The sequence below is a fragment of the Azospirillum sp. Marseille-Q6669 genome (assembly GCF_965111635.1).
Genome location: NZ_CBCOOP010000005.1, coordinates 427,320 through 451,373 on the forward strand (window position 1 = coordinate 427,320; position 24,054 = coordinate 451,373).

Sequence of the window (24,054 nt, forward strand, 5' to 3'; positions counted from 1 at the left end):
ACAAAAGAAATCCGTGTAATCCGTGAAGACCCTCTTGTCCCCCGAGAAACCAACCGCTCTTACAGCGGCACGCCCTTGATCATCCGCGGCAGTTCGCCGACCACGCCCATCGCGTGCCGCATGAAGAAGCGCTTCAGCGGCGGCAGGCGGTTGACGACGGCCATGCCGACGTCGCGGGCCAGCTTGATCGGCGGGATGTTGTTCGAGAACAGGTGCACCAGACCGTCGCAGACCACGGCCAGCAGCACCGTGTCGAAGCGGCGCCAGCGCTGGAAGCGGGCCAGCACCTCCGGCGAGCCGACGTCCAGCCCCAGCCGGTGGGCGTCCACGATCACTTCGGCCAGCGCCGCCACGTCGCGCAGGCCCAGGTTCAGCCCCTGCCCGGCGATGGGGTGGATGGCGTGGGCCGCCTCGCCGATCAGGGCGACGCGCTCGGCGATGAAGCGCTCGGCCAGCAGGACCGACAACGGCCAGGCGTCGCGCCGGGTCACCAGCTCGATGTCGCCCAGATACCCGCCCGACCGGCGAGTCAACTCGTCGATGAACTGGTCCTCGGGCAGCTTCAGATACATGTCGACCAGCGACCGCTTCTCGCTCCACACGATGGAGGAGCGGTTCTCGGTCATCGGCAGCACGGCGAAGGGGCCGTTGGGCAGGAAATGCTCCACCGCCACGCCGTTGTGCGGCTCCGAATGGCGGATCGTGCAAATGATCGCGGTCTGGTCGTAGGCCCAGGTGCGCAGCTTGATCCCGGCGCTCTCCCGCGCCATCGAGCGGCGCCCGTCGGCCCCGACGACCAGCCGCGCCTTGACCACCCGCCCGTCGGCCAGCGTCACCGTGGCGCCGCTGCGGGTGCGCTCGATCGACACCGCCTGGGCCGGGGCCAGATGGTGCAGGCCGGGCAGTTCCTTGGCGCGGGCGAACAGGGCGCGGCGCATGTCCTTGTTGTCGAGAATCCAGCCGAAGGGCTGGTTCTTGCCGTCCCAGGTCAGCTCCGTGTGGTCGTAATGGACGAACAGGGGCGAGAACTGGTCGGCCACCCGGATGTCCAGGATCGGGCCGGCGTAGGGTTCCATGTGCTTCCACACGCCCGCCCCCTCCAGCACCTTCATCGAGGCATAGGCGACCGCCGTGGTGCGGATGTCGAAGTCGTCCCCCGCCTGCCGGTCCGGGCTGTCGCGGTCGATGCAGACGACCGGAACGCCCGCGGTGGCCAGGGCCGCCGCCATGCTGAGTCCGGCCAGTCCGCCGCCCAACACGACGACGTCGGTCGTGATCTCCTGCGCTGCGGTGGTGCCCGATTCGGTCATGATGGCGCTGCCCTTCGATCAGTGTAGACGGGTACGAACAATCGTTCCGCTTGGTCCGGATGTCCAGCGGCGCTGCGTCGCGGCCCCCAAATTGCGTAATTATTAGGCATGACCTGCCCAATCGATCGGCGAAACAGCCAAAAACCGCTGAAAAGGGCCGATTCTGCAACCGGCACGATTTTTGAAGACATTGCTTTTTATGGTCGAGGCGAACACGCTCGAGTCACGTTCGGAAAACCCGCCGTCATGGCGGGATCGGCCGAGGGGGGACCGGGCGACCGCAAGGGCCCGCAAACACGCATACCCAAGGGGAAGCCACATGAAACTGGTTATGGCCATCATCAAGCCGTTCAAGCTCGACGAAGTGCGCGAGGCGCTGACGTCGCTCGGGATCCAGGGCCTGACGGTGAGCGAGGTGAAGGGCTTCGGACGCCAGAAGGGTCAGACCGAGATCTACCGCGGCGCCGAGTATTCCGTGAGCTTCCTGCCCAAGGTGAAGGTCGAGGTCGCGGTGTCCGACGACCAGTACGAGCAGGTGGTCGAGGCGATCCAGAAGGCCGCCAACACCGGCCGCATCGGCGACGGCAAGATTTTCGTGCTGGACATCGCCCAGGCCGTGCGCATCCGCACCGGCGAAACCAACACCGAAGCTCTCTGAGGCGTCCTGGAGGAAGCGGACAGGGCGGGGCGTCATGGCCCGGCCCCTCCCGCAAGGGGGGAAGGCGCGTCCGCTTTTTCTTGCCGCGGGGCATCGATGATCTGCCCGGTGACTTGAGGCCGGGCGCGCCAGTCTTTCCACCGTGGCGCCAAGGCCGCCGGAACGGGCGGCGTATGCTTTCCCTTGACCGGGCCTCGTCCGGTTTTGTGCCCTTGTGCCGGGACTCCACCGTCGATAGGATCGTTTCCGTTTCGTATCGGGCAGAGGCCCCCAGAGGCCCCTGACGGGCCGTGCCCTTCGGGGCCGGCCCGGCCTTCTCGGGCCGTCCTCATGGAAAGGATTCTCGGCGGCATGTCGCTCCCGGACCTCGGCACCTTCGCTCTCGTCAACGACCGGCTCGACCGGCTGTCGGACTACCCCTTCACGCGGCTGGCGGCCCTGCTGTCCGGGGTGACGCCGCGCGCCAACGCCGAGCCGATCATGATGTCGGTGGGCGAGCCGCAGCACCAGCCGCCGGCCATCATCGACGAGACGCTGCGCGCCAACGCCCATCTGTGGGGCAAATACCCGCCGGTCGGCGGCACGCCGGAGTTCCGCGAGGCGGTGGGCGCTTGGCTGACCCGCCGCTACGCCCTGCCGGACGGGCTGTTCGACGCCGAAAAGTCCGTCCTGCCGGTGTCCGGCACGCGCGAGGCGCTGTTCCTGCTCGCCCTGCTTGCCGTGCCGCCGTCCAAGGCGGGCCGGCAGCCGGCGGTGCTGATGCCCAACCCCTTCTACGCGCCCTACGAGGGGGCAGCCCTGCTGGCGGGGGCGGAGCCGGTGTTCCTGCCCTCCACTCGCGAGACCGGCTTCCTGCCCGACCTCGACGCGCTGACGCCGGAGTTGCTGGAGCGCACGGCGCTGTTCTACCTCTGCACTCCGGCCAACCCGCAGGGGGCGGCGGCCGACGCCGCCTATCTGGAGCGGGCGATCGGGCTGGCGCGGCGCTACGGCTTCATCCTGGCGGTGGACGAGTGCTACGCCGAGATCTACCTGGACAGGCCGCCGGTCGGCGCGCTCCAGGTCGCGTCGGGGTTGGCTCATGGCGGGAAGCCCTGGGCGAACATCCTGGTCTTCCATTCCCTGTCCAAGCGGTCGAGCGCCGCCGGGCTGCGGTCGGGCTTCGTGGCCGGCGATCCGGAGCTGATGTCCCGCTTCACACGCCTGCGCAGCTACTCCAACGCCGGGATGCCGCTGCCGGTGCTGGCGGCCAGCGCCGGCCTGTGGCGGGACGAGGCCCATGTCGAGGAGAACCGCGCGCTCTACCGCGCCAAGTTCGACGCGGCGGAAGCCGCGCTGAAGGGGCGCTACGGCTACTACCGGCCGGACGGCGGCTTCTTCCTATGGCTGGAGGTCGGCGACGGCGAGGAGGCGACGCGCCGCCTGTGGGCGGAGGGCGGCATCCGCGTGCTGCCCGGCGCCTACTTGACCCGCAGCAACCCCGGCGAGGTCAACCCCGGCGCGCCCTTCATCCGCATCGCGCTGGTGAACGACGCCGAGACGGTCGCCCACGCCTGCAGCACCATCGCCCGCATTCTGGGATAAGAGCCGCCCGGTTCGGCTCACGTCACCCCGGTCTTTCGCCCCGAAGGACGGGTCCGGTTCAGCACGTTCTTGAGGACCTTCTGCCCATGGCACGACCCGCAAGCCCCCGCAGCGGAAGCGGCAAAAGCGCTGGAGCACGGCCCGCCGGTGCGCGGCCGGAGAAGCCGCCCTTCTTCTCGCCCGCCACGCGCGCCTTCGTGGTCGCGCGGGCGCGCGAGCTGGCGGGCTTCGCGCTGGGCGTGGTCGGTCTGGTGCTGATGGTCATCCTGGGCAGCTACAACCCGGCCGACCCCTCGTGGAACGCGGTTCCGGCGGCGAACACCCACATCCACAACCTGTTCGGCCGGTTCGGCGCCCATCTGGCGGACGTCCTGATCCAGTCGCTGGGCTGGGCGGCCTATCTGCTGGCGCTGGTTCCGATGATGTGGGGCTGGCGGCTCAGCCTGCAGAAGAGCATCCGCCACCCGCTGTTCCGCAGCGTGCTGGCGGTGTGGGGCGTGCTTCTGGTCGCCATGTTCCTGGCCGGGATGGGCGGCGGGGGCGGGGACCCGCTGAACGGCCATCCTGGCGGCAGCTTCGGCATCGTGCTGCTGGACGGGGTCAGCAAGCTGCTGTTCGGCGGCCCCGGCAATCCGCTGGTCGGCACCGTGGCCGGCGTGGCCGGCGGGCTGATCCTGTTCGTCGCCATGGGACTGTCGATCCGCGAATGGGCGGCCAGCCTGCGCGAGACCGCCGCCGGCCTTGCCCGCCTCGGGCGGGGCGCGCGGGCCGGCGTGTCCTTCGTGCGCGACAAGGGCGCGGAGGCCGCGCGCAACGCGGTTCACCAGACCGGTGGCCTGCTGCGCCGGGAGCCCAGCCTCGCCACCGCGGACAAGAAGGCCGTCGCCCCGACTCTCGACGAGACACCCGACGAGGACAGCGCCGCCATCACCCTGCGCGCCGCGCCGCGCGGCCGGCTGTCCGACTCCATCAGCGTCGAGCCGCGCGTGGAGGCCAAGACCCGCGCCGTTCCGGTGGTCACCCCGCCCGCCGGCGGCAAGAAGGCCGCCGACCAGGGACGCCCGTCCAAGCAGGCCGCCCTCAATCTGGAGGAGGCGGACGGCTACGAGCTGCCGCCGCTCGACCTGCTCCAGATCGTCCCGACCAGCGTGCGCGGCGAGAAGGTGGACGAGGCGGCGCTGCGCGAGAACGCGGTGAAGCTGGAAGGCGTGCTGTCCGACTTCGGCGTGCGTGGCGAGGTGCAGAAGGTCCATCCCGGCCCGGTCGTCACCCTCTACGAGCTGGAGCCGGCCCCCGGCACCAAGTCGTCCCGCGTCATCGGCCTGGCCGACGACATCGCCCGCTCGATGAGCGCGGTGTCTGTCCGCGTCGCCGTGGTGCCGGGCCGCAACGTCATCGGCATCGAGCTGCCCAACGCCAAGCGCGAGACGGTGCTGCTGCGCGAGCTGCTGGCCGGCGACGTCTTCGACAAGACGGCGGGCAAGCTGCTGCTGGCGCTGGGCAAGGACATCGGTGGCCAGTCGGTGGTGGCCGATCTCGCCCGCTTCCCGCACCTGCTGGTCGCCGGCACCACGGGCTCGGGCAAGTCGGTGGCGATCAACACGATGATCCTGTCGCTGCTCTACCGCCTGCCGCCCGACCGCTGCCGCTTCATCATGATCGACCCCAAGATGCTGGAGCTGTCGGTCTATGAGGGCATCCCCCATCTGCTGACGCCGGTCGTCACCGACCCGAAGAAGGCGGTCGTCGCCCTGAAATGGACGGTGCGGGAGATGGAGGACCGCTACCGCAACATGTCCAAGCTGGGTGTGCGCAACATCGAGGGCTACAACGCCCGCCTGCGCGAGGCCCGCGCCGACGGCGAACTGCTGACCCGCCGCGTCCAGACCGGCTTCGACCCCGACACCGGCAAGCCGATCTTCGAGGAGCAGCCGCTCGACCTGAAGGAGCTACCCTACATCGTCGTGATCGTCGACGAGATGGCCGACCTGATGCTGGTGGCCGGCAAGGACATCGAGGCCGCAATCCAGCGCCTCGCCCAGATGGCGCGGGCCGCCGGCATCCACCTGATCATGGCGACGCAGCGCCCCTCGGTCGACGTCATCACCGGCACCATCAAGGCCAACTTCCCGACGCGCATCAGCTTCCAGGTCACCTCCAAGATCGACAGCCGCACCATCCTGGGCGAGCAGGGGGCGGAGCAGCTTCTCGGCCAGGGCGACATGCTCTACATGGCCGGCGGCGGCCGCATCACCCGCGTCCACGGCCCCTTCGTCGCCGACGGCGAGGTCGAGCAGGTGGTGAAGTTCCTGAAAACCCAGGGCGAGCCGAGCTACGTGGACGCCATCACCGAGGAGGACGACGAGGACGGCGGTTCCTTCGACGACGGGTCGGGTGCCGGCGGCGGATCGGGCGACGACCTCTACGACAAGGCGGTGGCGGTGGTCTGCCGCGAGCGCAAGGCGTCGACCAGCTTCATCCAGCGCCAGCTCCGCATCGGCTACAACTCCGCCGCCCGTCTGATCGAGCGGATGGAGACCGAAGGCGTGGTCAGCAAGCCCAACCACGCCGGCAAGCGCGAGGTACTGGCCCGCAACATCGAGGAGTAGCGGCGTTTGCCCCCACCCCAGCCCTCCCCCGCTCTCGCAGGGGAGGGGACTGCCGCCGCTTCGCGCTAGACTCCCTCCCCTGCGTCAGCGGGAGAGGGTCGGGGTGGGGGCACCGTGAGTTCGCTTTAATCCTTGGAACCACCACCGCCACGCCCCATTTCCGCCCGGAACGTCCGGTTACCTAGCAGGCATCATGAAGATCCCGTTCCGCCGCATTCTGGCTGCCGCTGCCGTCGCTCTGTCCGTCACCACGGCGGGGGCGATCCTCGACCCCGCGCTCGCCGCGCCGCGCGCCGCCGCCCTGTCCACCCAGGACCAGGCGCTGGTGGCCCAGGCGGAAAGCTATCTGAACGGCATCGGCACGCTGCAATCGAAGTTCGTGCAGGTCGCCCCGAACGGGCACCAGACCGCCGGCACCTTCTACCTGGCGCGTCCCGGCCGGATGCGGCTGGAGTACGACCCACCGGTGAAGGACTTCGTCGTCGCCGACGGCGCCTTCATCTTCTATTGGGACGGGGAGATGCGGCAGCAGTCCAGCGCTCCCATCGGCAGCACGCTGGCCGACTTCATCCTGCGCAAGAACATCCGGCTGTCCGGCGACGTGACGGTGACCGGCGTCTTTCAGGCGCCGGGGCTGGTGGAGATCAGCCTGACCGAGACCAAGGACCCCGGCAAGGGCACCCTGACGCTGGTCTTCGAGGATCGGCCCTTCCAGCTCCGCAAATGGCGGGTGCTGGACGCCCAGGGGCTGACGACCGAGGTGGCGCTGATGAACCCGCGCGAGGGCATGCAGTTCGACTCGAAGCTCTTCTACTTCATCGAACCCAGCAAGGGCGACTACGGCCGCAGCAACTGACCCGCCCCAAAGAATTCGCACGGATTTCGCGCGAATCCCGCCGCCGCGACAACCCGCCGCCGCAACGAAGTCCTCCTGATCCTGTTGCCGTGCTGTATGGGGCGCGCTCACCCGCGTCCGGTGCACTCGAACGGATGAGGGGAGACGAGACATGGCAACGGAGGCGATGTACGAGGCCCAGCGGGTCCAGGGCATGAACGATCTGCTGGCACGCAACTGGTGGGCGCTGGCGTTGCGCGGTGCCGGGGCGGTGATGCTCGGCCTGCTGGCTTTCCTTCTGCCGGGGGCGACGGTCGCCACCCTGGCGGTTCTGCTCGCGGCCTACCTGCTGATGGACGGGTTGTTCGCCATCGTCGGCGGCGTCCGCGCCGCCCAGGCGCAGGAGCGCAGCCTGCCCTTCCTCCTTGACGGCGTGGTCAGTCTGGTGGCGGGCGCCGTAGCCCTGCTGTGGCCGGAGGCGAGCCTCTTCGCGCTGATCTTCGTGATCGCCGCCTGGTCGGTCATCACCGGCTTCGCCAAGATCATGACGGCGTGGCGCATGCACCGCACCCACGGCAAATGGGCCTGGGGCGTCGCCGGCGCCCTGTCGGTGCTGTTTGGCTTCGGCATGTGGGTTTTGCCGTCGCTGGGCCTGCTGGCCGTGGCGCTGGGCGTGGGCAGCTATCTGATCGCCTATGGCGCGCTGGCCATCATCACCGCCGTCCGCCTGCGCCGCTGCCTGCACGACCGGAACCATCATTCCAACCACGGCAACGCCGTGGCGGCGGAATAAACGCTCAGCGGACCCAAGCCTATCGACCGGGGGCGATGCGGCGGTAGCCGAGCGCCTCCGCGATGTGCGGGCGGCGCACGCCGCCCCCGCCCTCCAGATCGGCCAGCGTGCGGGCGACGCGCATGACGCGGTGATAGCCGCGGGCCGACAGCTTCAGCCGCTCCGCGGCCTCGGTCAGCAGGGCGCGGCCCAGCTGGTCGGGGGCGGCGGCCTTTTCCAGCAGTTCGCCGTCCGCTTCGGCGTTGGTGCGCACCGCCCGGCCCTCGGGAAAGGGGCCGAAGCCGGCGTAGCGCTCCGCCTGGATGGCGCGGGCCACCGCCACGCGGGCGGCCACCTCGGCGCTGCCCTCGGCGGGCGGCGGCAGGCTGAGGTCGGCGGGGCTGACGGCGGGCACGTCGATGTGCAGGTCGATGCGGTCGAACAGCGGCCCGCTGATTTTCGACTGGTAGTCCGCGGCGCATTTCGGCGCGCGGGCGCAGGCCAGCGACGCGTCGTCGAGATGCCCGCAGCGGCAGGGGTTCATGGCGGCGATCAACTGTACCCGCGCCGGGTAGGTCACATGGTGGTTCACCCGGCTGACGACCGCTTTTCCGGTCTCCAAGGGCTGGCGCAGAGCCTCCAGTGTGCCGCGCGGGAACTCGGGAAGCTCGTCGAGAAACAGAACGCCTTTGTGGGCGAGCGAAATCTCGCCGGGCTTGGCGCGCGACCCGCCGCCGACCAGGGCGGGTAGGCTGGCTGACTGGTGCGGCGACCGGTAGGGGCGCTGGCGCAGCAGTTTACCGCCCTCCAGCAGCCCGGCAACGCTGTGGATCATCGACACCTCCAGCGCCTCCGCCGGGTCGAGCGGCGGCAGCAGGCCGGGCAGCCTTGCGGCCAGCATCGACTTGCCGGAGCCGGGCGGCCCGATCATCAACAGATTGTGCGAGCCGGCGGCGGCGACCTCCAGCGCGCGCTTGGCCGTCTCGTTGCCCTTGACGTCGCGCAGGTCGAGCGGTGTCTCGGCGCTCTCCTGGATGCGCGGGCGGGGGCGGGTCAGCACCTGCTGGCCGCGGAAATGGTTGATGAGGGCGAGCAGCGTGGCGGGCGCCAGCACGTCCAGCCCCTCGCCCGCCCAGGCCGCCTCGCCACCGCAGGCCTCCGGGCAGATCAGCCCGCGGTCGTGGGCCAGCGCGTTGATCGCCGCCGGCAACACCCCGGCCACCGGGGTCAGCGCCCCGTCCAGCGCCAGTTCGCCCAGCGCGCAATAGCGGCTCATCTCCAGGTCGGGCAGCACGCCCATGACGGTCAGCAGGGCCAGCGAGATGGGCAGGTCGAAATGGCTGCCCTCCTTCAGCACGTCCGCCGGGGCGAGGTTGACGGTGATCCGCTTGGCCGGCAGGGCGAGGCCGAGCGCGTGCAGCGCCGCCCGCACCCGTTCCCGGCTTTCGGCCACTGCCTTGTCGGGCAGGCCGACCACGGTGAAGGCGACGATGCCGCCGGACATCTGCACCTGAACGTCGATGTCCAGAACCTCGATGCCCTGGAACGCCACCGTGTTGATCCGCGCAACCATAAAAGACGCCATTCCTTGGGAAATGCACGCGAGTGTATGGTCGGGCGAGGGGAATTGCCAGCGTGCCGGGCGGCGCAGGGCCGTTCCGCGGCCAAGCGGCCTTGGGCGGCGGGCGGTGCTGCCCTACACTTCTTCCCAGAGCAAAACACACAGCAAGGGTCAGAGACCGTGCAGCTTCTTCTCAGCACCTGGGCCGAGGCCGAGGCTTACCTGAAGACCTCCAAGGGCATCATCCTGCCCATCGGCTCCACCGAGCAGCATGGGCCGAACGGCCTGATCGGCACCGACGCCATCTGTGCGGAAGTCGTGGCCCGCGGCGTCGGCGACGCCACCGGGGCCATGGTCGGGCCGACCATCCCGGTGGGCATGGCCGTGCACCACATGGACTTCGCCGGTTCCATGACGCTGAAGCCCTCCACCCTGATCGCCCTGCTGCGCGACTATGTGATGTCGCTGGCCGAGCATGGGTTCGAGCGCTTCTTCTTCGTCAACGGCCATGGCGGCAACGTCGCGTCGGTCCGCGCCGCCTTCTACGAGATCTACGCGGAGAACCGCGCCCTGCGCGGCCGGCAGGCGCCGGAGCTGCGCTGCACCCTGGTCAACTGGTGGGAGAACCAGGAGATCGGCCGCCTGTCGCGGGAGCTGTTCGGCGGCAAGGAGGGCTCCCACGCCACGCCCAGCGAGGTGTCGCTGACCCAGTACGCCTATCCCGAGTCGATCAAGACGGCGGCGATGGACCCGGAGACCGCGTCGCCCGGCGGCTTCTACGACGCCCGCGACTTCCGGCGCCGCCACCCGGACGGGCGCATCGGCTCCGCCCCCGGCCTCGCCTCGCCGGAGCACGGCAAGCGGCTGTTCGACACGGCGGTGGAGGCGATTTCCCGCCAGTACGGCGCCTTCATGGCGGAGGCGTGAGCGGAAAAGCCATCCTGCGGTCTTGAACTCGGGCGGGGCTTCACCGCATCATCCCGCGCCGAGACAACGATTGGGGGAAACAGCCGTCATGCCGAACCGCCAGAGGCGCGCCGCGCTCGCCATCACCATGGGAGCGGTTCTCGGGCTGGCCGGCGCGCTGGCCGCCGGTCCGGCCCTCGCGCAGGCGGCTCCCCGCACCGATCTGGTGGTCGGGATGCGGCTGGAGCCGCCGCACCTCGACCCCACGGCGGGGGCGGCCGCGGCCATTGACGAGGTGACCTACGCCAACCTGTTCGAGCCGCTGACCCGCATCGACGCCGAAGGCAAGGTGGTGCCGGGCCTCGCCGAGAAGTGGGAGGTGTCGGCGGACGGGCTGACCTACACCTTCCATCTGCGCAAGGGGGCGAAGTTCCACGACGGCACCGACGCCGATTCGGCGGACGTGAAGTTTTCGCTCGACCGCGCCCGCGGCGCCGAGTCGGTCAACGCGCAGAAGGGCTATTTCGCCGCCATCGCCGCTGTCGAGGCGCCCGATGCGGGGACCGTGGTCGTCACCCTGTCGCGGCCGAACGGGCTGTTCCTCTTCCACATGGCGTCGGGCGACGCGGCCATCGTCGCCCCGGAGTCGGCGGGCGCCAACAAGCAGACCCCGGTCGGCACCGGTCCCTTCAAGTTCGAGCGCTGGGTGGCCGGCGACCGGGTGGTGCTGGTGCGCAACCCCGACTATGACGGGGCGAAGCCGGCGCTGGAGCGCGTCACCTTCCGCTTCATCAGCGACCCGGCGGCCCAGGTCGCCGCGCTGAAGGCCGGCGACATCGACAGCTTCCCGCAATTCGACACCTACGAGGCGCTGCCCCAGTTCCGCGACGACGGGGCCTTCACCGTCATGGTCGGCACGACGGAGGGGGAGACGATCCTCGGCACCAACAACGCCCGAAAGCCCTTCGACGACCTGCGGGTGCGCCGGGCGATGGCCCACGCCATCGACCGCAAGACGTTGATCGACGGGGTGCTGTTCGGCAACGGGGCGGCCATCGGCAGCCACTTCCCGCCGCACCGCGCCGGCTACGTCGACCTGACCGGCCTCTACCCCTACGACCCGGACAAGGCCAAGGCGCTGCTCGCCGAGGCCGGTCTTCCGGACGGGTTCGCGACGACGTTGCGCCTGCCGCCGCCGATCTACGCCCGCCGCTCCGGCGAACTGATCGCCGCCATGCTGGCCGAGGTCGGCATCCGTGTGACGGTCGAGCCGATGGAATGGGCGCCCTGGCTGGAGAAGGTCTTCAAGGGCAAGGATTACGACCTGACCCTGATCGCCCACACGGAGCCGCTGGACATCGACATCTACGGGCGCCCCGACTACTACTTCAACTACCGCAGCGAGCGTTTCAACGCCGTGGGAGCGGAGTTGGACCGCACCCAGGACCCTGCCAAGCGCAACGCCCTCTACGGCGAGCAGCAGCGCATCCTGGCCGAGGACGCGGTGAACGGCTTCCTCTTCATGCTGCCCTCGGCCACCGTGCAGAAGTCGGCGGTGCAGGGCATGTGGGTCAACCGCCCGATCCAGGCCAACGACGTGACGGGCGTCCGGTGGAAGTGATCCGGCGCGGCCGGACCGGACCCGGCGGGGGCTGACCCGCGTGCTCGCCTTCCTGGTGCGGCGTCTGCTGACCCTGGCGCTGACGGCGTGGCTGGCCACGCTGGTGGTCTTCGCCGTGCTGGAGGCGATCCCCGGCGACCCCGCCCTGGTGATGCTGGGCACCAGCGCGCAGCCGGAGGCGGTGGCCGCCCTGCGCGCCCAGATGGGGCTCGACCGGCCCTGGCCCGCCCGCTACGCCGGCTGGGTGGGCGGCATGCTGCACGGCGATTTCGGCACCAGCCTGACCTACGCGCGCCCGGTCGCCGGGCTGGTCGCCGACCGGCTGGCCATCACCCTGCCGCTGGCCGGGCTGGCACTGGTCCTCTCGGCGGGCATCGCCATCCCGCTCGGCCTGTTCGCCGCCGGGCGGCAGGGGCGGGCGGGGGACTGGGCGGTCATGGCCTTCGGGCAGATGGGCATCGCGGTGCCCGGCTTCTGGTTCGCCATCCTGTTGATTTTGCTGTTTTCCGTGCGGCTGGGCTGGTTCTCCGCCGGCGGCTTTCCGGGGTGTGAGGCCGGGGCGGGGCCGGCGCTGAAGGCGCTGCTGCTGCCCGCCGTGGCGCTGGCCCTGCCGGAGGCGGCGATCCTGGCGCGCATCACCCGCACGGCGGCGCTCGACACGCTGCGCGAGGAGTATGTGCGCACGGCGGTCGCCAAGGGCCTGCCGCGCCGCGTGGTCCTGCGGCGCCATGTGCTGCCCAACGCGCTGATCCCCGTCGCCACCATCCTCGGCCTGCAATTCTCCTTTCTGGTCGCGGGAGCGGTGGTGGTGGAGAACGTCTTCACCCTGCCGGGGCTGGGCCGGCTGCTCTATCAGGCCATCGGCCAGCACGACCTGATCGTGGTGCAGAGCGTCGTCGTGCTGCTGGCGGTTACGGTGGTGGCGGTCAACGCGCTGGTCGACATCGCCTGCGCCGCCATCGACCCGCGCCCGCGGGTGACGGCATGACACGATTTATGAAACGGCTGAAACGCCTGCCGGTCAGTCTGCTGCTGGGCGGGCTGCTCACCGCGCTGGTGGTCGGGGCGGCGCTGCTGTCGCTGGTCTGGACGCCCTTCCCGGCGGAGCAGGTGCGGGTGGTCGCCCGGCTGCGCCCGCCGGGGCCGGTCCACTGGCTGGGCACCGACCATTTCGGGCGCGACGTGCTGTCGATGATCCTGGTCGGCGCGCGCAACTCGCTGGCCGTCGGGGCGGCCGCGGTGGCGCTGGGCGCCCTGCTGGGCGTGCCGCTGGGGCTGGCCGCCTCCGCCTGGGGGCGCTGGGGGGACGAGGCGGTGGCCCGGCTGGGCGACCTGCTGTTCGCCTTTCCCGCGGTGCTGACGGCGATCCTGCTGACGGCGGCGCTGGGGGCGGGGGCGCTGAACGTCGTGCTGGCGCTCGGCCTGTTCAACGCCGCGGTCCTCGCGCGGGTGGCGCGCGGGGCGGCGCTGGCCGTCTGGCGGCGGGACTTCGTGCGCGCCGCGCTGGCGCTGGGGCGCGGGCCGCTGTCGGTGACGCTGGTGCATGTGCTGCCCAACATCGCCGGGGTGGTGATCGTCCAGGGGACGGTGCTGTTCGCCGTGGCGGTGCTGAACGAGGCGGCGCTGAGCTATCTCGGCCTTGGCATCCAGCCGCCCTCGCCGTCCTGGGGCAAGATGCTGGGCGACGCGCAGACCTTCCTGTTCACCTCCCCCCTCCAGGCGATCTTTCCCGGGGCGGCCATCGCGGTGACGGTGCTGGGGCTGAACCTGCTGGGCGACGGGCTGCGCGACGCGCTCGACCCGCGCCACCGCTCGGCGGGGCTGCTGTAAACTTGACACAAGACGGCCGGGCTTGTGTCAAGTGTCATAATCCCCTCTCCCCTCTGGGGAGAGGGTTAGGGTGAGGGGGATGCGCGTGGCGGTACGTTCGGCACAAGCGCAACCCCCTCACCCGGCCCTCCGGGCCACCCTCTCCCCAGAGGGGAGAGGGCAATTTTCAGGCGCCGCGGTGCTGCTTGGCGATCGGCTGGGAGAATTGCAGCTCGATGTCCCAGGGGAAGTGGATCCAGGTGTCCTGGCTCACCTCGGTGATGAAGGTGTCGACCAGCGGACGCCCCAGCGGCTTGGCGTAGACGGTGGCGAAATGCGCCTTGGGCAGCATCTTGCGCACGACCACCGCGGTCTTCCCGGTGTCGACCAGATCGTCGATGATCAGCCAGCCTTCGCCGTCCCCGGCGTTGGCGCCCTCCACGCCCTTCAGAACCATCGCCTCGCGCTGGTTCTGGTGGTCGTAGCTGGAGACGCAGACGGTGTCGATCATGCGCAGCTCAAGCTCGCGCGCGATGATCGCCGCCGGGACGAGCCCGCCGCGGGTGATGGCGATGATGCCCTTCCACGGACCTTTGTCGATCAGGCGCCAGGCCAACGCCTTGGCGTTGCGGTGAAGCTCCTCCCACGACACCGGGAAGTGCTTGTTGAACGGAACGGCTTCTGGCACGGCTATGGACTCCGAAAGAAACGTGCGCCGCTTATACCGCAAGCCCCACCGCCGGGCAATCGACCGCGTGAAAAGGCGAAAAAAGGTCTTGCAGCCCGGAATCCTTTTGAGTAAGTTGCGCGCCTCGACGACGGACGGTTACCGCCGCCGCCGGGAAGACAAACAGGAATGCGCCCGTAGCTCAGCTGGATAGAGCACCAGACTACGAATCTGGGGGTCAGGAGTTCGAATCTCTTCGGGCGCGCCATTCCTTTCAGTCTGCACAAGAAAGCCGCCCTTGGGCGGCTTTTGTGCTTTCTGGTGTCCATCTCGCCGATGTTTGCCTTAGCGGCTTTTCTTTCTCGGTGTCGTGCGCTTCGCCTTGGGTGGCTTGGTCATGGTGTTGAACAGGGAGGTCTGGTTGCGCCGGGCGGCGGCGTTGAACACGCCGCTCCAGAAACCGATCGCCTGACTGGCCGACCGGTTGGCCATGGACAGCCAGATGCTTTGTGGTGTCCCCTTCATGCTTCCCCCTTTTTGAAGTCCTGCCGATCAATCTCGGTCAGGGAGGTAACAGCGCGGCGCGGTCATGCTCCCGCGACGATCGCGCGGCGGTGGCGGACCCGCGTCCAGGACATGGTCAGGCCGACCCGCTCGGCGCAACCATAATGCCAGGGGCGGTTCTCGCTATCGCCGGCCCAATGCGGTTCCCCGGCCCGCAAAGGTTTCCCGCAATGGCAACAGGTGGGTGGTGCGGGAAGACGTGCGGCGTCCCGTTTCGTCAGCTGGGTCATAGGGCATCTCATCCAGAGCGTCTTATTCCAGAGGCGTCTCAGGCACGGCGTTTCGGGAAGGCACGGCGTCGAGAGCGTGTGTTGTTGGGCGTGTCATCTTGCGGTGCGAAGAATGACGGTCCGGCCGTTCCGGGGAAACGTCGCAAAGGTGAAATGCCCATGGGGTGCCCCCGACCACAGGGGTATGCCCATGGTCAGGCCATGGGTTGCGAGATCGTTGGCATTAAACGCTTTTTGCCTTTATCCCGAGTCAGTGCGGCGGGACGGGACGCCCACTCTTGATCACACCCCGATTCACAGCCGGTTAACCATCCGCGCCTAGCGTCCGCCCCCTTCGCCGCGGCCTTTTGCTGCGGCGCAGCATTTTCCGAAGGGTGAAGGCGTTATCCATGGTTTTCCTGTTGCACTACCTGCCGTCCCTGTCGCTGGTCGCGGTGAGCGGGCTTGCCGGTCTGGCGTTGGGCGTGCTGTCCACGCTGCTGCAGGACCGGCGGGCGATCCTGACCGCGCAGGCCGGGGCCGGCGCGTTGTTCGTCGTCCACTTCTTCGCTCTGGGTGCCCATACGGGGATGCTGATGTGCGCGCTCGGCCTCGTGCAGATGGCCGCCGCCTATCCGGAACGGCGGCCCCGCTGGCTGGGCGTGCTGTTCGCACTGACCGTCCCGGCGGCACTGGCTGTCGCGGCGACGACGTGGCAGGGACCGATGTCCGCCCTGTCGGCGGCGGGCTTCGTTCTGGGCACCATCGGTCGCTGGCAGAGCACGGTCGGGCGGATGCGGCTGTTCTTCCTGTCCTCGACGGTGGTCGGGGCCGGCCACAACGCGCTGGCCGGTTCGGCTTTCGGGCTGGCGTCGGACGCGATGACCCTGTCCGGCCATCTGCTCAGCCTGTGGCGTGCCCGCCCGGCGGTGCGCCGGCAATCGGCGCTGGCGGTGCATTGACGAACGGAAACCGTGCCGGGGACGGTGCCCCGGCACGGTCTCGTAAGCGAGATGTTGGGATCAGCGCTTCGCTTCGGCGACGCCGGCGGTTTCCCGGCGCTCCAGATAGGTCTTGGTGAGCTGCGGCAGGCGCTGTTCCAGCCACGCCGCCATCTCCAACTCCTCGTCCAGGCTGGGCTGCAGCATGCGGGCGATCTCCGGCTCCCCGGCCTGCTCCGCGGCGGAGATCAGGGCGCGGTAATTGGCGATCTCGAAATGCTCGAAGGAATAGTCGAAGATCGACGCCTTCACGATCTCGTCGGACGCCACCACACCGGACAGCGACTGGGCGTTGCCGATCAGCATGGCGACGCCGGTCTTGATGGCCGAGGTGTCGGTGCCCAGACGCTGCAGGCACTGCTTCAGCCGGTCGGCCTGCCGGTTCGACACCTCAATGTGCTCCTGCACCTTGGCGAGGACGTCCGGATAGTTCTTGATGCGCTCCGCCTGCCGCTCCAGCATCTCGACGGCCTGGCTTTCCATGGCATGGGCGTCGCGCAGCCAGTCGATCAGGGTTTCCTTGGTGGTGTTGGCCACAGGTCCTCTCCCTCGTTGCGTTATCGGACAGTCCATTGGGGATGGACCGACAACAGGCGGAGCAGCGGTTCGTCACCATCGGACGACGCGGCCTGACCAAGCGGAGCACCCTTCGGATGCATCAAGGAACCTTCACCGGGGCGGGAGGTTTTTCAAAGCGGATGGGCAGACTGCCAGGGGAGGGAGCGGCCATGTCGGCAAATGAACCGGCCATGATGGGAAAAGACCAGATCGTCGATACCCTCAACGATCTGATCCGCATCGTCGAGGACAGCCACGAAGCCTATCGTCAGGCCGCGGAAGCCTTGGAGGACGAGGATTTGAAGGCCCTGTTCAACGATCTCGCCGCCCAGCGCGGCGCCATCGTGCGGGAGGTGCAGCGCCTCGTCGCCGAACAGGGCGGGGCGCCGGACATGGGCGGCACCGTGATGGGCGGCGCGCACCGCTTCTTTTTGGAACTCAAGACCAATGTGCTGGGCCACGACCGCGAGGCGATCCTGGCCGAGGTGCAGCGCGGCGAGGGCGAATGCGTCCGTGCCTACGAGGAGGCCTTGGCCAAGGAACTGCCCCTGCCGATCACTGCCGTGGCGGTGCAGCATCTCGACCGCATCCGCGCCGACCGCGACCGCATGACCCTGCTGCGCGGCGCCGCGGCCTGACGAAAGACATCGATCGAGGGATGGTCACTCCGCGGCGGCGGCCTGCCGGTTCTCCAGATCGGCCAGCAGGGCGCGTTTCTGGTCGGCGTCCATGTGCTTCCAGCCGCGGATTTCCTCCAGCGTGCGCAGGCAGCCGATGCAATAGGCGCGGTCGGCGGTCAGCTTGCACACGCTGACGCAGGGGGACTGGACGATGGTGGTATCGGGAGTTCCGTCGGTCATTCCGGGGGCCAAAAAGGAAACGGGACGGCGCTGGGCCGTCCCGTCCTTACCACCCGGTAGCGCCCGGTCTCAATCCTAAAGGCCTTTTGCCCGATCGTTTCAGTCGGAGATGTTGGGCGGGTCGGGATCGTCCGACCAGTCGTCCTTCGGGGCCGGGTAGCGCTCCAGCCACTTGCGGACCAGGGCGACGTGGCCGGCCTCCTCCTCCGCGAACTCGCGGGCGAGGCGGGCGACCTCCGGGTCCTTCGTCTCGGCGGCGACCGAGGCGTAATAGTTGTTGCCCTGATGCTCGCTCAGCAGCGCCATCTTCAGCGCGTGGTGCGGCTTCATCAGATAATGGGCGTTCTCGAAGGCCGCGGCTTCCGGCGACTCCGTGGTGGCGTCCCACTGGAACTCCCAGGGGGCGACCTTGGGCAGCGCGCCGTGCTCCCTGGCGATCTGCTTCACCTCTTCGGCATGCTTGGCCGAGTAGGTGGACAGATCACGGAACAGCTTGGCGACCTCCACATTGTTGTGGGCCTCCATGCTGTCGGCCAGTTCGGTGTAGCGCTCCGCCGCCTCGATCTCCAGCGCCAGCGCGTGGGCCAGGAACAGACCGACGTTGGCGGCCCCGTTCAGGACTTTCGTCTTCATACCGCGAACCCCTCTTCGATCTGGGCGATGCTGTGGGTGACCGTCGATCCCGGCTGGAACGGACGGCGGTTGCCGGCGAGGAAGATGCCGAGGCCGAACCCGTCGTCCTCAAGGACGGCGCGCATCGCCTCGCTCGGGTCGTCCGTCGGCTCGCGGCCGTAGGGATGGACCGTGCTCTTCCAGCCGCGCTGCTCGGGGCGGAAGGTGACGCAGGGGGACAGGATGTGGATGACCGAGAAGCCGGGGTGCTTCACGCCTTCCACGATCAGGCGCGCGACCTCGTTCGGGTTGTTGGAGAAGCCGCGGGCGACGAAGTTCGCGCCGCAGGCCAGCGCCAGGGCGACCGGCTGGATCGGGTTGACGCCCGGCCCTTCCGGGGTCAGCTTCGACTCGCACCAGTCGGCCTCGGTGGTCGGTGAGGCCTGGCCCTTGGTCATGCCGTAGACCTGGTTGTCCATGACGATGTAGGTCATGTCGACGTTGCGGCGGCAGGCGTGCAGGAAGTGGTTGCCGCCGATCGAGAAGCCGTCGCCGTCGCCGCCGAAGATCAGCACGTTCAGCTCCGGCCGGGCCAGCTTCACGCCGGACGCCACGGCCAGTGAGCGGCCATGCACCGTGTGGTAGCCGTAGACGCTGGTGTAGGCGGGGATGCGCGACGAGCAGCCGATGCCCGACACCACGACGGTGTCCTCGCGCTTCAGCCCCATGGTCGCCATGGCGCGGGTGATGCCGGCCAGCACGGAATAATCGCCGCAGCCGGGGCACCAGATGGGCTTCACGTCGGATTTGTAGTCGCCGGGCAGCGGGCCCACGACATCGTCGGTCAGATGGGTATCCATGGATTTCGTGCTCCGGCCGGTCAGATCAGGGAAAGAAGCGTCTCGTGCACCTCGCGGGCGCGGATCGGCAGCGGGCCGGGGCGGCTGAACACCGACACCGTGCCCGGCAGGTCGTAATGCCCGCGCAGGAACTTGTGGAACTGGGCGCCGTGCGTCTGCTCGACGACCAGGACCTTGGAGACGCCGTCCAGCGCCGCGGCCAGCTTGGCCGGCTGGACCGGGGAGATCAGGCGGATGGCGACCAGCCGGGCCTTGGTGCCGGCGGCCTCCAACCGGCGCACCGCCTCGCGCGACGGGCCGGTGGCGGAGCCCCAGGTGACGACGGCGATCTCGCCCTCGCCCTCGATGTCGGCCCAGGCGTCGCCGTAGTCGTGGGAGGTCAGCTTGCGCAGACGCTTGTCGAGCTGCTTCTGGTGATCGGACGCCTGCGAGGAGGGCAGGGCGTTCTCCGCATGCTCCAGCCCGTCGGCGGTGTGCTCGCCGCCCGGCATGCCGGGGATGGCGGCGGGGGAGACGCCGGACTCGGTGTCGGCGTAGCGCTTGTACTTCGCCTCGCCGCCGAGGTCGGTCGCCAGCAGGCGGTTCGCCTTGTGGGGGGCGTCGGCCGGCTTGTCGACGATGGCGCGGGACTGGCCCATCGCCTGATCGGACAGCACGATGGCCGGGGTCTGCAGGGCCTCTGCCAGATGCACCGCCCACTGGGTGGTGAACAGGCAGTCGCCGATGGAGGTCGGGCCGACCACCAGATGCGGGGCGTCGCCGTGCAGGCCGTAGACGGCGATGTTCAGGTCGGACTGTTCAGACTTGGTCGGGATGCCGGTGGACGGGCCGCCGCGCTGCACGTCGACGATCACCACCGGGGTTTCGGAGGCCACGCCCAGGCCGATGCATTCGGTCATCAGCGACAGGCCTGGGCCGGCGGTCGCGGTGATCGACGGCACGCCGCTGAAGGAGGCGCCCAGGCACATGGCGATGGAGGCCAGCTCATCCTCCGCCTGGACCAGCTTGCCGCCGGTCTTGGCGAGGTTGGGGGCCAGCCATTCCAGGATCTCGGTCGCCGGCGTGATCGGGTAGGCGGCGCAGAACTTCACCCCGCCCTTCAGCGCGCCCAGCCCGGCGGCCTCGTTGCCGGAGATGTTCCAGCGGGTGGCACCCTCCTTGTTGGGGGTGGCCAGTTCCAGGCCGAGGTTCCAGCCGGCGGCCTCCTTGGACCCGGCGTCGATGCCGGCGTTGGACGCCTGGATGGCGGCGTCGCCCTTCTTGCCCAGCGCCTTCTGGATCACCGCGTCGATGCCGGCGCGCGGCAGGCCGATGATCGCCGCGACGGCGCCCAGCCCCACCATGTTGACGCGCCCGCCGGGGATGCGCCCGGCCAGTTCCTTGATCGGCAGTTCGACCTGTTTGGCGCCGCTGGCGGCCAGGACCGCGGGCACGTCGCCCTGGCTGGGGTCGGTGATGATGACGCTCTTCTCCGACAGGGGAAGCTCGGCCGCGAAGCGCTCCACATTCTGCCAGTCGAAGGCGATGATGATGTCGAAACGGTCCCCTGGACCGTGAACGGGTGTCGGCGACAGGCGAACGAGGGCGGCGGCCTCGCCGCCACGGATCTGCGGGCCGGTCGACCGCGACATCAATCCGTACCATCCCACGTTGGCGGCGGCATCCAGCAGCATCTGTCCGGCGGTCATCGCGCCGGCGCCACCGCTGCCCACCAGGGCAATCGTGACCGAGTCCACTGTCATTGGTTAATCCCTTGCGTCCGAATGTGAGTCGCCCGACGCCTGTACGGCTACGTCAGCATTGCGGAACAGGGGAATGATCTGGCGCAAATCAGACGAAAGACGTCACGATTTTGCGAAGTCACGTCTTGGAAAGGTCTGACCAAATCTTGCCCGTTAACGGCCATCCCTTGGCACCGACTGTTGCCGGGATTGTTTCTGGTCCGGAATGGCGGGCGCCGTCGCACGCTACTCGCTGTAGCGTTCTTCCCGCCAGGGGTCGGCGTCATTGTGATAACCGCGGACCTCCCAATAGCCGCGGCGATCCTTCGCCAGGAACTCGATTCGCTTCACCCACTTGGCGCTTTTCCAGAAATAGAGCTTCGGCACGACGACTCGGACGGGTCCGCCATGGTCGCGGCTGATCGGCTGGCCCTCCCAACTGGTGGCGAGCAGCGCGTCCTCCGCCGCGAAGGTCTCCAACGGCAGGTTTGTGGTGTAGCCGTCCGAGGAGTGGCAGAGGACGAAGCGCGCGTCCGGCCGTGGCTGGACGACCGACAGCAGATGCCGCGTGGACACGCCCTCCCACTGGTTGTCGTAGCGCGACCATGTGGTGACGCAGTGGATGTCGGAGACGACGCGCTCCCGCGGCTGGGCCTGCAGGTCCGCCCAACTCCAGGTGACGGGGGTGTCGACCAGCCCGTCCACCGCCAGGGTCCAGTTCGCCTCGCTCACCCGCGGAACGATGCCGAGATCGAGCACCGGCCAGGTCTCCACCAAGCGCTGGCCCGGCGGCAGGCGGTCGCGCGCCGGGTCGGCGGTCTCCCCGGTCAGGCCCCGGCCCTCCCGCGCCCATTGCTCCTTGGTGGCGATCAGCTTGTCGCGGATCCGGCCGTCCTGTGGCACGTCCTGCGGACCATCTTGAGGAAGCTCGTCGGCCATGGCGGTCCTCCAAAGGGGTGGATCGGCAGCGATGTCTCTGGTGACCGGTACGGATTTATGCATGGATGGGGGCCGGTGTCAGCGCCGATCCCACGGTTTCTTGCGGTGCGAAAGGCTGATCCGCTACCCTTCCGTCCCATTTTCCACGGTTGGGCCGGAAATAGACGGTTCGGACGGTTGCCCTGCCCCTGTTCACGCCCTGCCTTGCTCTGGTAGCATGTCCGCTATGCATTACCTGCCATGTTGCCGCCCATGACCACCGCCCTGCCCGTCGCCCCGCAAACCGATGCGGCGCCCTCCGGGCTGGGACGGGCCCGGCTGGAGGAGGACGAGCTGGACATGGCCCCGGAAGAAGCAGCGGGATTGCAATGGCTGGACGCGCTCGCCACGCCGCTGTGGCTGCTCCGCCCCGATGGGTTGACCGTGTGGCTGAACGGCGCCGCCCGCGCGCTGATCGGCCTGGAGCGCGACGCGCCCGCCGCCGCCGTCCGGGTCAGCCTGTCCAGCCGGTTCCCCGCCGCGTTGGAGCAGGCCGCCGCGGGGCGGGCGGTGGACGCGCGGGCGACCGTCCACGCCCCCCTGACCCTGCCGCTGGAGGTGGACCTCCGGCTGGTTCCGACGCCGCGCCCGAGCGGGCTGATCCTGGCCGAAGCCCCCGCCGACAGCGGCGCCCGGCAGGAGATGATGCGGCTGAACGAGCAGCTCATCGCGCTGTCCTACGCCTATCCCGACATCCGCTTCGAACTGCTGCGCGACGGCACCATCCTCGACTTCGCCGCCGCCAGCCCAGGCGACCTGAACGTCCCCGCCGAGCGCTTCCTGGCGCACCGCGTGCAGGAGGTGCTGCCCGATCCCGCCGCCGGGATGCTGGCCGCGGCGCTCGGCCGGCTGAACGAAGGGCAGACGGTCATCGGCCTGGACTTCTCCCTGCCGCCGCCTCCTGGCCAGACCGGGGCTGGCCAGACGGGAGCCGGACAGATGGCGGGCACCAAATTCTTCGAGGCGCGGCTGGTCGCCCTGCCCGACAGCGACCGCGTGATGTGCAGCATCCGCAACGTCACGGAGCGGGTGCTGGCGGAAAGCGCGGCCCGGCGCGCCCATCATCTGCTGTCCGACGCCATCGAATGCATCACCGAGGGCTTCGTTCTGTACGACGCCCAGGACCGGCTGGTCCTGTGCAACGGGCGTTATCGGGAATTGTTTTCCGCCAACACCGACCTCATAACGCCGGGGGCCCGGTTCGAGGAGGTGCTGCGCGGCGGGGTGGAACGGGGCGTCTATCAGGTGCCGGACGGCGATCTGGACAGCTGGATCGAACGGCGCATCGAGCAGCACCGAAGCGCCGGCGCTCCGATGGAGGTGCAGCTTCACGACGGGCGCTGGATCCGCATCGAGGAGTGGCGGACCCACGAGGGCGGAACCGTCGGCATCCGCGCCGACATCACCGATCTGAAAGCCCGCGAGGCTGAGTTGAGCGCCGCCCGCGACGAGGCCGAACAGGCCAACCAGCGCAAGTCCGACTATGTCCACCATTTGAGCCACGAGCTGCGCACGCCGCTGAACGCCGTGCTCGGCTTCGCCCAGATCATCCATGACGAGATGATGGGGCCGAACAACCCGCGCTACCGCGAATATGCCGGGCAGATCGCGGCGGCCGGCGTCTATATGCTGGACCTCATCAACAACCTGCTCGACCTCGCGCGGATCGAGGCGGGGCGGATGGACCTGCACGAGGAGGCCTGCAACCTGTCCCTGCTGGTCGACCTGACCTTCGGCATGATGCAGCCGCGGGCGTGCGAGGCGGCAGTTGCGCTGTGCATGGAAATTCCCGACGATTTGCCGAGCCTGCACGGCGACGCCTCGCAGATCCGGCAGATGCTGACCAACCTGATCGGCAACGCCATCAAGTTCGCCCCCGCCAAGGACGGGCGCGTGCGGGTGGGTGCGGAGCTGACGGAGGATGGCGGCATCGCGCTGACCGTCGCCGACAACGGCATCGGCATGCGCCCAGAACAAATTCCAGTGGCGTTGGACGCCTTCGGGCAGGTGCATGGCCACAATCCGGGCCGCGACCGGGCGGCGGAGCGCGGCTCCGGCCTGGGTCTGCCGCTGACCCGCGCGTTGATCGCGCTGCACGGCGGTACCTTCCACATCGACAGCCGGCTCGGGGCCGGAACGACCGTGCGCCTGACCTTCCCGCCCTGCCGGGTCGGTGGGGGCATGCGACGGCCCTGAAGACCGGAAACGACACGCGCTGAAACGCGTGCCTTGAAACGCGCAACGAAACGCGCAACGACCGCGCGCGCTGGAGGCGCGGCGGCCGTGGACTCACAAGACGAAACCCGCAGGAAAGACGGGCGGCCTGTCGAGGCGCGCTGGCTTGGCCTTAGGCTGGCTT

The 24,054-nt window shown here is 69.1% G+C and carries 22 protein-coding genes and 1 tRNA gene; 13 read left to right on the forward strand and 10 right to left on the reverse strand.

Going from position 1 to position 24,054, the window contains the following annotated elements; genetic code table 11:
- Positions 1-59: 59 nt before the first annotated feature.
- Positions 60-1,310: a UbiH/UbiF/VisC/COQ6 family ubiquinone biosynthesis hydroxylase gene (locus ACWPXE_RS27320; RefSeq protein WP_454020344.1), complete on the reverse strand. Its 1,251-nt coding sequence runs from the start codon at positions 1,308-1,310 to the stop codon at positions 60-62.
- Between the two features lie 319 nt (positions 1,311-1,629).
- On the opposite strand from ACWPXE_RS27320, the gene glnK reads away from it, so the two are divergent.
- The 5 genes from glnK to ACWPXE_RS27345 all read left to right on the forward strand — a co-directional run bounded on the left by glnK (position 1,630) and on the right by ACWPXE_RS27345 (position 7,789).
- Positions 1,630-1,968 carry a P-II family nitrogen regulator gene (gene glnK / locus ACWPXE_RS27325; protein ID WP_035670687.1) on the forward strand — a complete coding sequence of 113 codons (339 nt, stop codon included), beginning with the start codon at positions 1,630-1,632 and terminating at the stop codon, positions 1,966-1,968.
- A 351-nt stretch (positions 1,969-2,319) separates the two neighbouring features.
- A complete protein-coding gene (locus ACWPXE_RS27330; RefSeq protein ID WP_454020345.1) occupies positions 2,320-3,552 on the forward strand; it encodes an aminotransferase class I/II-fold pyridoxal phosphate-dependent enzyme in 1,233 nt (410 codons plus the stop codon).
- A gap of 86 nt (positions 3,553-3,638) precedes the next feature.
- On the forward strand, positions 3,639-6,161 hold the full coding sequence (locus tag ACWPXE_RS27335; protein WP_454020346.1) for a DNA translocase FtsK: 2,523 nt from the start codon (positions 3,639-3,641) through the stop codon (positions 6,159-6,161).
- A gap of 193 nt (positions 6,162-6,354) precedes the next feature.
- Positions 6,355-7,017, forward strand: coding sequence for a LolA family protein (locus ACWPXE_RS27340; protein WP_454020347.1), 663 nt, complete (start codon positions 6,355-6,357; stop codon positions 7,015-7,017).
- A 151-nt stretch (positions 7,018-7,168) separates the two neighbouring features.
- Positions 7,169-7,789, forward strand: coding sequence for an HdeD family acid-resistance protein (locus tag ACWPXE_RS27345; RefSeq protein WP_454020348.1), 621 nt, complete (start codon positions 7,169-7,171; stop codon positions 7,787-7,789).
- A gap of 19 nt (positions 7,790-7,808) precedes the next feature.
- Here ACWPXE_RS27345 and ACWPXE_RS27350 read toward each other — a convergent pair whose 3' ends face one another.
- Entirely contained in the window at positions 7,809-9,341 is a 1,533-nt protein-coding gene (locus tag ACWPXE_RS27350) for a YifB family Mg chelatase-like AAA ATPase (RefSeq protein WP_454020349.1), read from the reverse strand.
- 168 nt (positions 9,342-9,509) lie between these two features.
- Here ACWPXE_RS27350 and ACWPXE_RS27355 point away from each other — a divergent pair, with 168 nt between their 5' ends.
- From ACWPXE_RS27355 to ACWPXE_RS27370, 4 genes are all read left to right on the forward strand, one after another.
- Positions 9,510-10,256 (forward strand): creatininase family protein, encoded by a 747-nt coding sequence (locus tag ACWPXE_RS27355; RefSeq protein WP_454020350.1) that lies wholly within the window; start codon positions 9,510-9,512, stop codon positions 10,254-10,256.
- A gap of 88 nt (positions 10,257-10,344) precedes the next feature.
- Entirely contained in the window at positions 10,345-11,856 is a 1,512-nt protein-coding gene (locus ACWPXE_RS27360; protein WP_454020351.1) for an ABC transporter substrate-binding protein, read from the forward strand.
- 40 nt (positions 11,857-11,896) lie between these two features.
- On the forward strand, positions 11,897-12,844 hold the full coding sequence (locus ACWPXE_RS27365; RefSeq protein ID WP_454020352.1) for an ABC transporter permease: 948 nt from the start codon (positions 11,897-11,899) through the stop codon (positions 12,842-12,844).
- An 8-nt stretch (positions 12,845-12,852) separates the two neighbouring features.
- Positions 12,853-13,686: an ABC transporter permease gene (locus ACWPXE_RS27370; protein WP_454020353.1), complete on the forward strand. Its 834-nt coding sequence runs from the start codon at positions 12,853-12,855 to the stop codon at positions 13,684-13,686.
- 166 nt (positions 13,687-13,852) lie between these two features.
- Here the strand turns inward: ACWPXE_RS27370 and gpt are convergent, their stop codons facing one another.
- On the reverse strand, positions 13,853-14,353 hold the full coding sequence (gene gpt / locus ACWPXE_RS27375; protein WP_035670736.1) for a xanthine phosphoribosyltransferase: 501 nt from the start codon (positions 14,351-14,353) through the stop codon (positions 13,853-13,855).
- Positions 14,354-14,523: 170 nt separating this feature from the next.
- Between gpt and ACWPXE_RS27380 the strand changes: the two genes are divergently transcribed.
- Positions 14,524-14,600 (forward strand) — tRNA-Arg (locus tag ACWPXE_RS27380).
- A gap of 77 nt (positions 14,601-14,677) precedes the next feature.
- Here the strand turns inward: ACWPXE_RS27380 and ACWPXE_RS27385 are convergent.
- Complete coding sequence (locus ACWPXE_RS27385; protein WP_454020354.1) at positions 14,678-14,857, reverse strand: hypothetical protein; 180 nt, start codon at positions 14,855-14,857, stop codon at positions 14,678-14,680.
- Between the two features lie 658 nt (positions 14,858-15,515).
- On the opposite strand from ACWPXE_RS27385, the gene ACWPXE_RS27390 reads away from it, so the two are divergent.
- On the forward strand, positions 15,516-16,067 hold the full coding sequence (locus ACWPXE_RS27390) for a YgjV family protein (RefSeq protein ID WP_454020355.1): 552 nt from the start codon (positions 15,516-15,518) through the stop codon (positions 16,065-16,067).
- A gap of 60 nt (positions 16,068-16,127) precedes the next feature.
- Here the strand turns inward: ACWPXE_RS27390 and ACWPXE_RS27395 are convergent, their stop codons facing one another.
- Entirely contained in the window at positions 16,128-16,643 is a 516-nt protein-coding gene (locus ACWPXE_RS27395) for a YciE/YciF ferroxidase family protein (protein WP_149165498.1), read from the reverse strand.
- A 191-nt stretch (positions 16,644-16,834) separates the two neighbouring features.
- Between ACWPXE_RS27395 and ACWPXE_RS27400 the strand changes: the two genes are divergently transcribed.
- Positions 16,835-17,302 (forward strand): PA2169 family four-helix-bundle protein, encoded by a 468-nt coding sequence (locus ACWPXE_RS27400; protein WP_149165499.1) that lies wholly within the window; start codon positions 16,835-16,837, stop codon positions 17,300-17,302.
- A 24-nt stretch (positions 17,303-17,326) separates the two neighbouring features.
- On the opposite strand, the gene ACWPXE_RS27405 is transcribed toward ACWPXE_RS27400, so the two are convergent.
- The 5 genes from ACWPXE_RS27405 to ACWPXE_RS27425 form a co-directional block, all read right to left on the reverse strand.
- Complete coding sequence (locus ACWPXE_RS27405) at positions 17,327-17,524, reverse strand: DUF1289 domain-containing protein (RefSeq protein WP_454020356.1); 198 nt, start codon at positions 17,522-17,524, stop codon at positions 17,327-17,329.
- A gap of 99 nt (positions 17,525-17,623) precedes the next feature.
- A complete protein-coding gene (locus ACWPXE_RS27410) occupies positions 17,624-18,157 on the reverse strand; it encodes a ferritin-like domain-containing protein (protein WP_103040092.1) in 534 nt (177 codons plus the stop codon).
- Positions 18,154-18,996 (reverse strand): 2-oxoacid:ferredoxin oxidoreductase subunit beta, encoded by an 843-nt coding sequence (locus tag ACWPXE_RS27415; protein WP_454020357.1) that lies wholly within the window; start codon positions 18,994-18,996, stop codon positions 18,154-18,156. Before ACWPXE_RS27415 ends, ACWPXE_RS27410 begins: the two co-directional genes overlap by 4 nt.
- Before the next feature lie 20 nt (positions 18,997-19,016).
- The gene (locus ACWPXE_RS27420; RefSeq protein WP_454020358.1) at positions 19,017-20,738 is read right to left on the reverse strand and encodes a 2-oxoacid:acceptor oxidoreductase subunit alpha; all 1,722 of its coding nucleotides are present in this window, start codon (positions 20,736-20,738) and stop codon (positions 19,017-19,019) included.
- A gap of 225 nt (positions 20,739-20,963) precedes the next feature.
- On the reverse strand, positions 20,964-21,656 hold the full coding sequence (locus ACWPXE_RS27425) for a sulfite oxidase-like oxidoreductase (RefSeq protein WP_454020359.1): 693 nt from the start codon (positions 21,654-21,656) through the stop codon (positions 20,964-20,966).
- Between the two features lie 252 nt (positions 21,657-21,908).
- Between ACWPXE_RS27425 and ACWPXE_RS27430 the strand changes: the two genes are divergently transcribed.
- Positions 21,909-23,891, forward strand: coding sequence for an ATP-binding protein (locus ACWPXE_RS27430; RefSeq protein WP_454020360.1), 1,983 nt, complete (start codon positions 21,909-21,911; stop codon positions 23,889-23,891).
- Positions 23,892-24,054 lie beyond the last annotated feature (163 nt).

Excerpts from the sequence above, each read along its gene's own strand:
- ACWPXE_RS27425 (WP_454020359.1), bottom strand. The coding sequence starts at position 21,656 with ATGGCCGACGAGCTTCCTCAAGATGGTCCGCAGGACGTGCCACAGGAC.
- ACWPXE_RS27410 (WP_103040092.1), bottom strand. The coding sequence starts at position 18,157 with ATGAAGACGAAAGTCCTGAACGGGGCCGCCAACGTCGGTCTGTTCCTG.
- ACWPXE_RS27400 (WP_149165499.1), top strand. The coding sequence starts at position 16,835 with ATGTCGGCAAATGAACCGGCCATGATGGGAAAAGACCAGATCGTCGAT.
- glnK (WP_035670687.1), top strand. The coding sequence starts at position 1,630 with ATGAAACTGGTTATGGCCATCATCAAGCCGTTCAAGCTCGACGAAGTG.
- ACWPXE_RS27405 (WP_454020356.1), bottom strand. The coding sequence starts at position 17,524 with ATGACCGACGGAACTCCCGATACCACCATCGTCCAGTCCCCCTGCGTC.
- ACWPXE_RS27350 (WP_454020349.1), bottom strand. The coding sequence starts at position 9,341 with ATGGTTGCGCGGATCAACACGGTGGCGTTCCAGGGCATCGAGGTTCTG.
- ACWPXE_RS27340 (WP_454020347.1), top strand. The coding sequence starts at position 6,355 with ATGAAGATCCCGTTCCGCCGCATTCTGGCTGCCGCTGCCGTCGCTCTG.
- ACWPXE_RS27335 (WP_454020346.1), top strand. The coding sequence starts at position 3,639 with ATGGCACGACCCGCAAGCCCCCGCAGCGGAAGCGGCAAAAGCGCTGGA.
- ACWPXE_RS27420 (WP_454020358.1), bottom strand. The coding sequence starts at position 20,738 with ATGACAGTGGACTCGGTCACGATTGCCCTGGTGGGCAGCGGTGGCGCC.
- ACWPXE_RS27390 (WP_454020355.1), top strand. The coding sequence starts at position 15,516 with ATGGTTTTCCTGTTGCACTACCTGCCGTCCCTGTCGCTGGTCGCGGTG.
- ACWPXE_RS27370 (WP_454020353.1), top strand. The coding sequence starts at position 12,853 with ATGAAACGGCTGAAACGCCTGCCGGTCAGTCTGCTGCTGGGCGGGCTG.
- ACWPXE_RS27360 (WP_454020351.1), top strand. The coding sequence starts at position 10,345 with ATGCCGAACCGCCAGAGGCGCGCCGCGCTCGCCATCACCATGGGAGCG.
- ACWPXE_RS27430 (WP_454020360.1), top strand. The coding sequence starts at position 21,909 with ATGACCACCGCCCTGCCCGTCGCCCCGCAAACCGATGCGGCGCCCTCC.
- ACWPXE_RS27320 (WP_454020344.1), bottom strand. The coding sequence starts at position 1,310 with ATGACCGAATCGGGCACCACCGCAGCGCAGGAGATCACGACCGACGTC.
- ACWPXE_RS27345 (WP_454020348.1), top strand. The coding sequence starts at position 7,169 with ATGGCAACGGAGGCGATGTACGAGGCCCAGCGGGTCCAGGGCATGAAC.
- ACWPXE_RS27330 (WP_454020345.1), top strand. The coding sequence starts at position 2,320 with ATGTCGCTCCCGGACCTCGGCACCTTCGCTCTCGTCAACGACCGGCTC.
- ACWPXE_RS27385 (WP_454020354.1), bottom strand. The coding sequence starts at position 14,857 with ATGAAGGGGACACCACAAAGCATCTGGCTGTCCATGGCCAACCGGTCG.
- ACWPXE_RS27415 (WP_454020357.1), bottom strand. The coding sequence starts at position 18,996 with ATGGATACCCATCTGACCGACGATGTCGTGGGCCCGCTGCCCGGCGAC.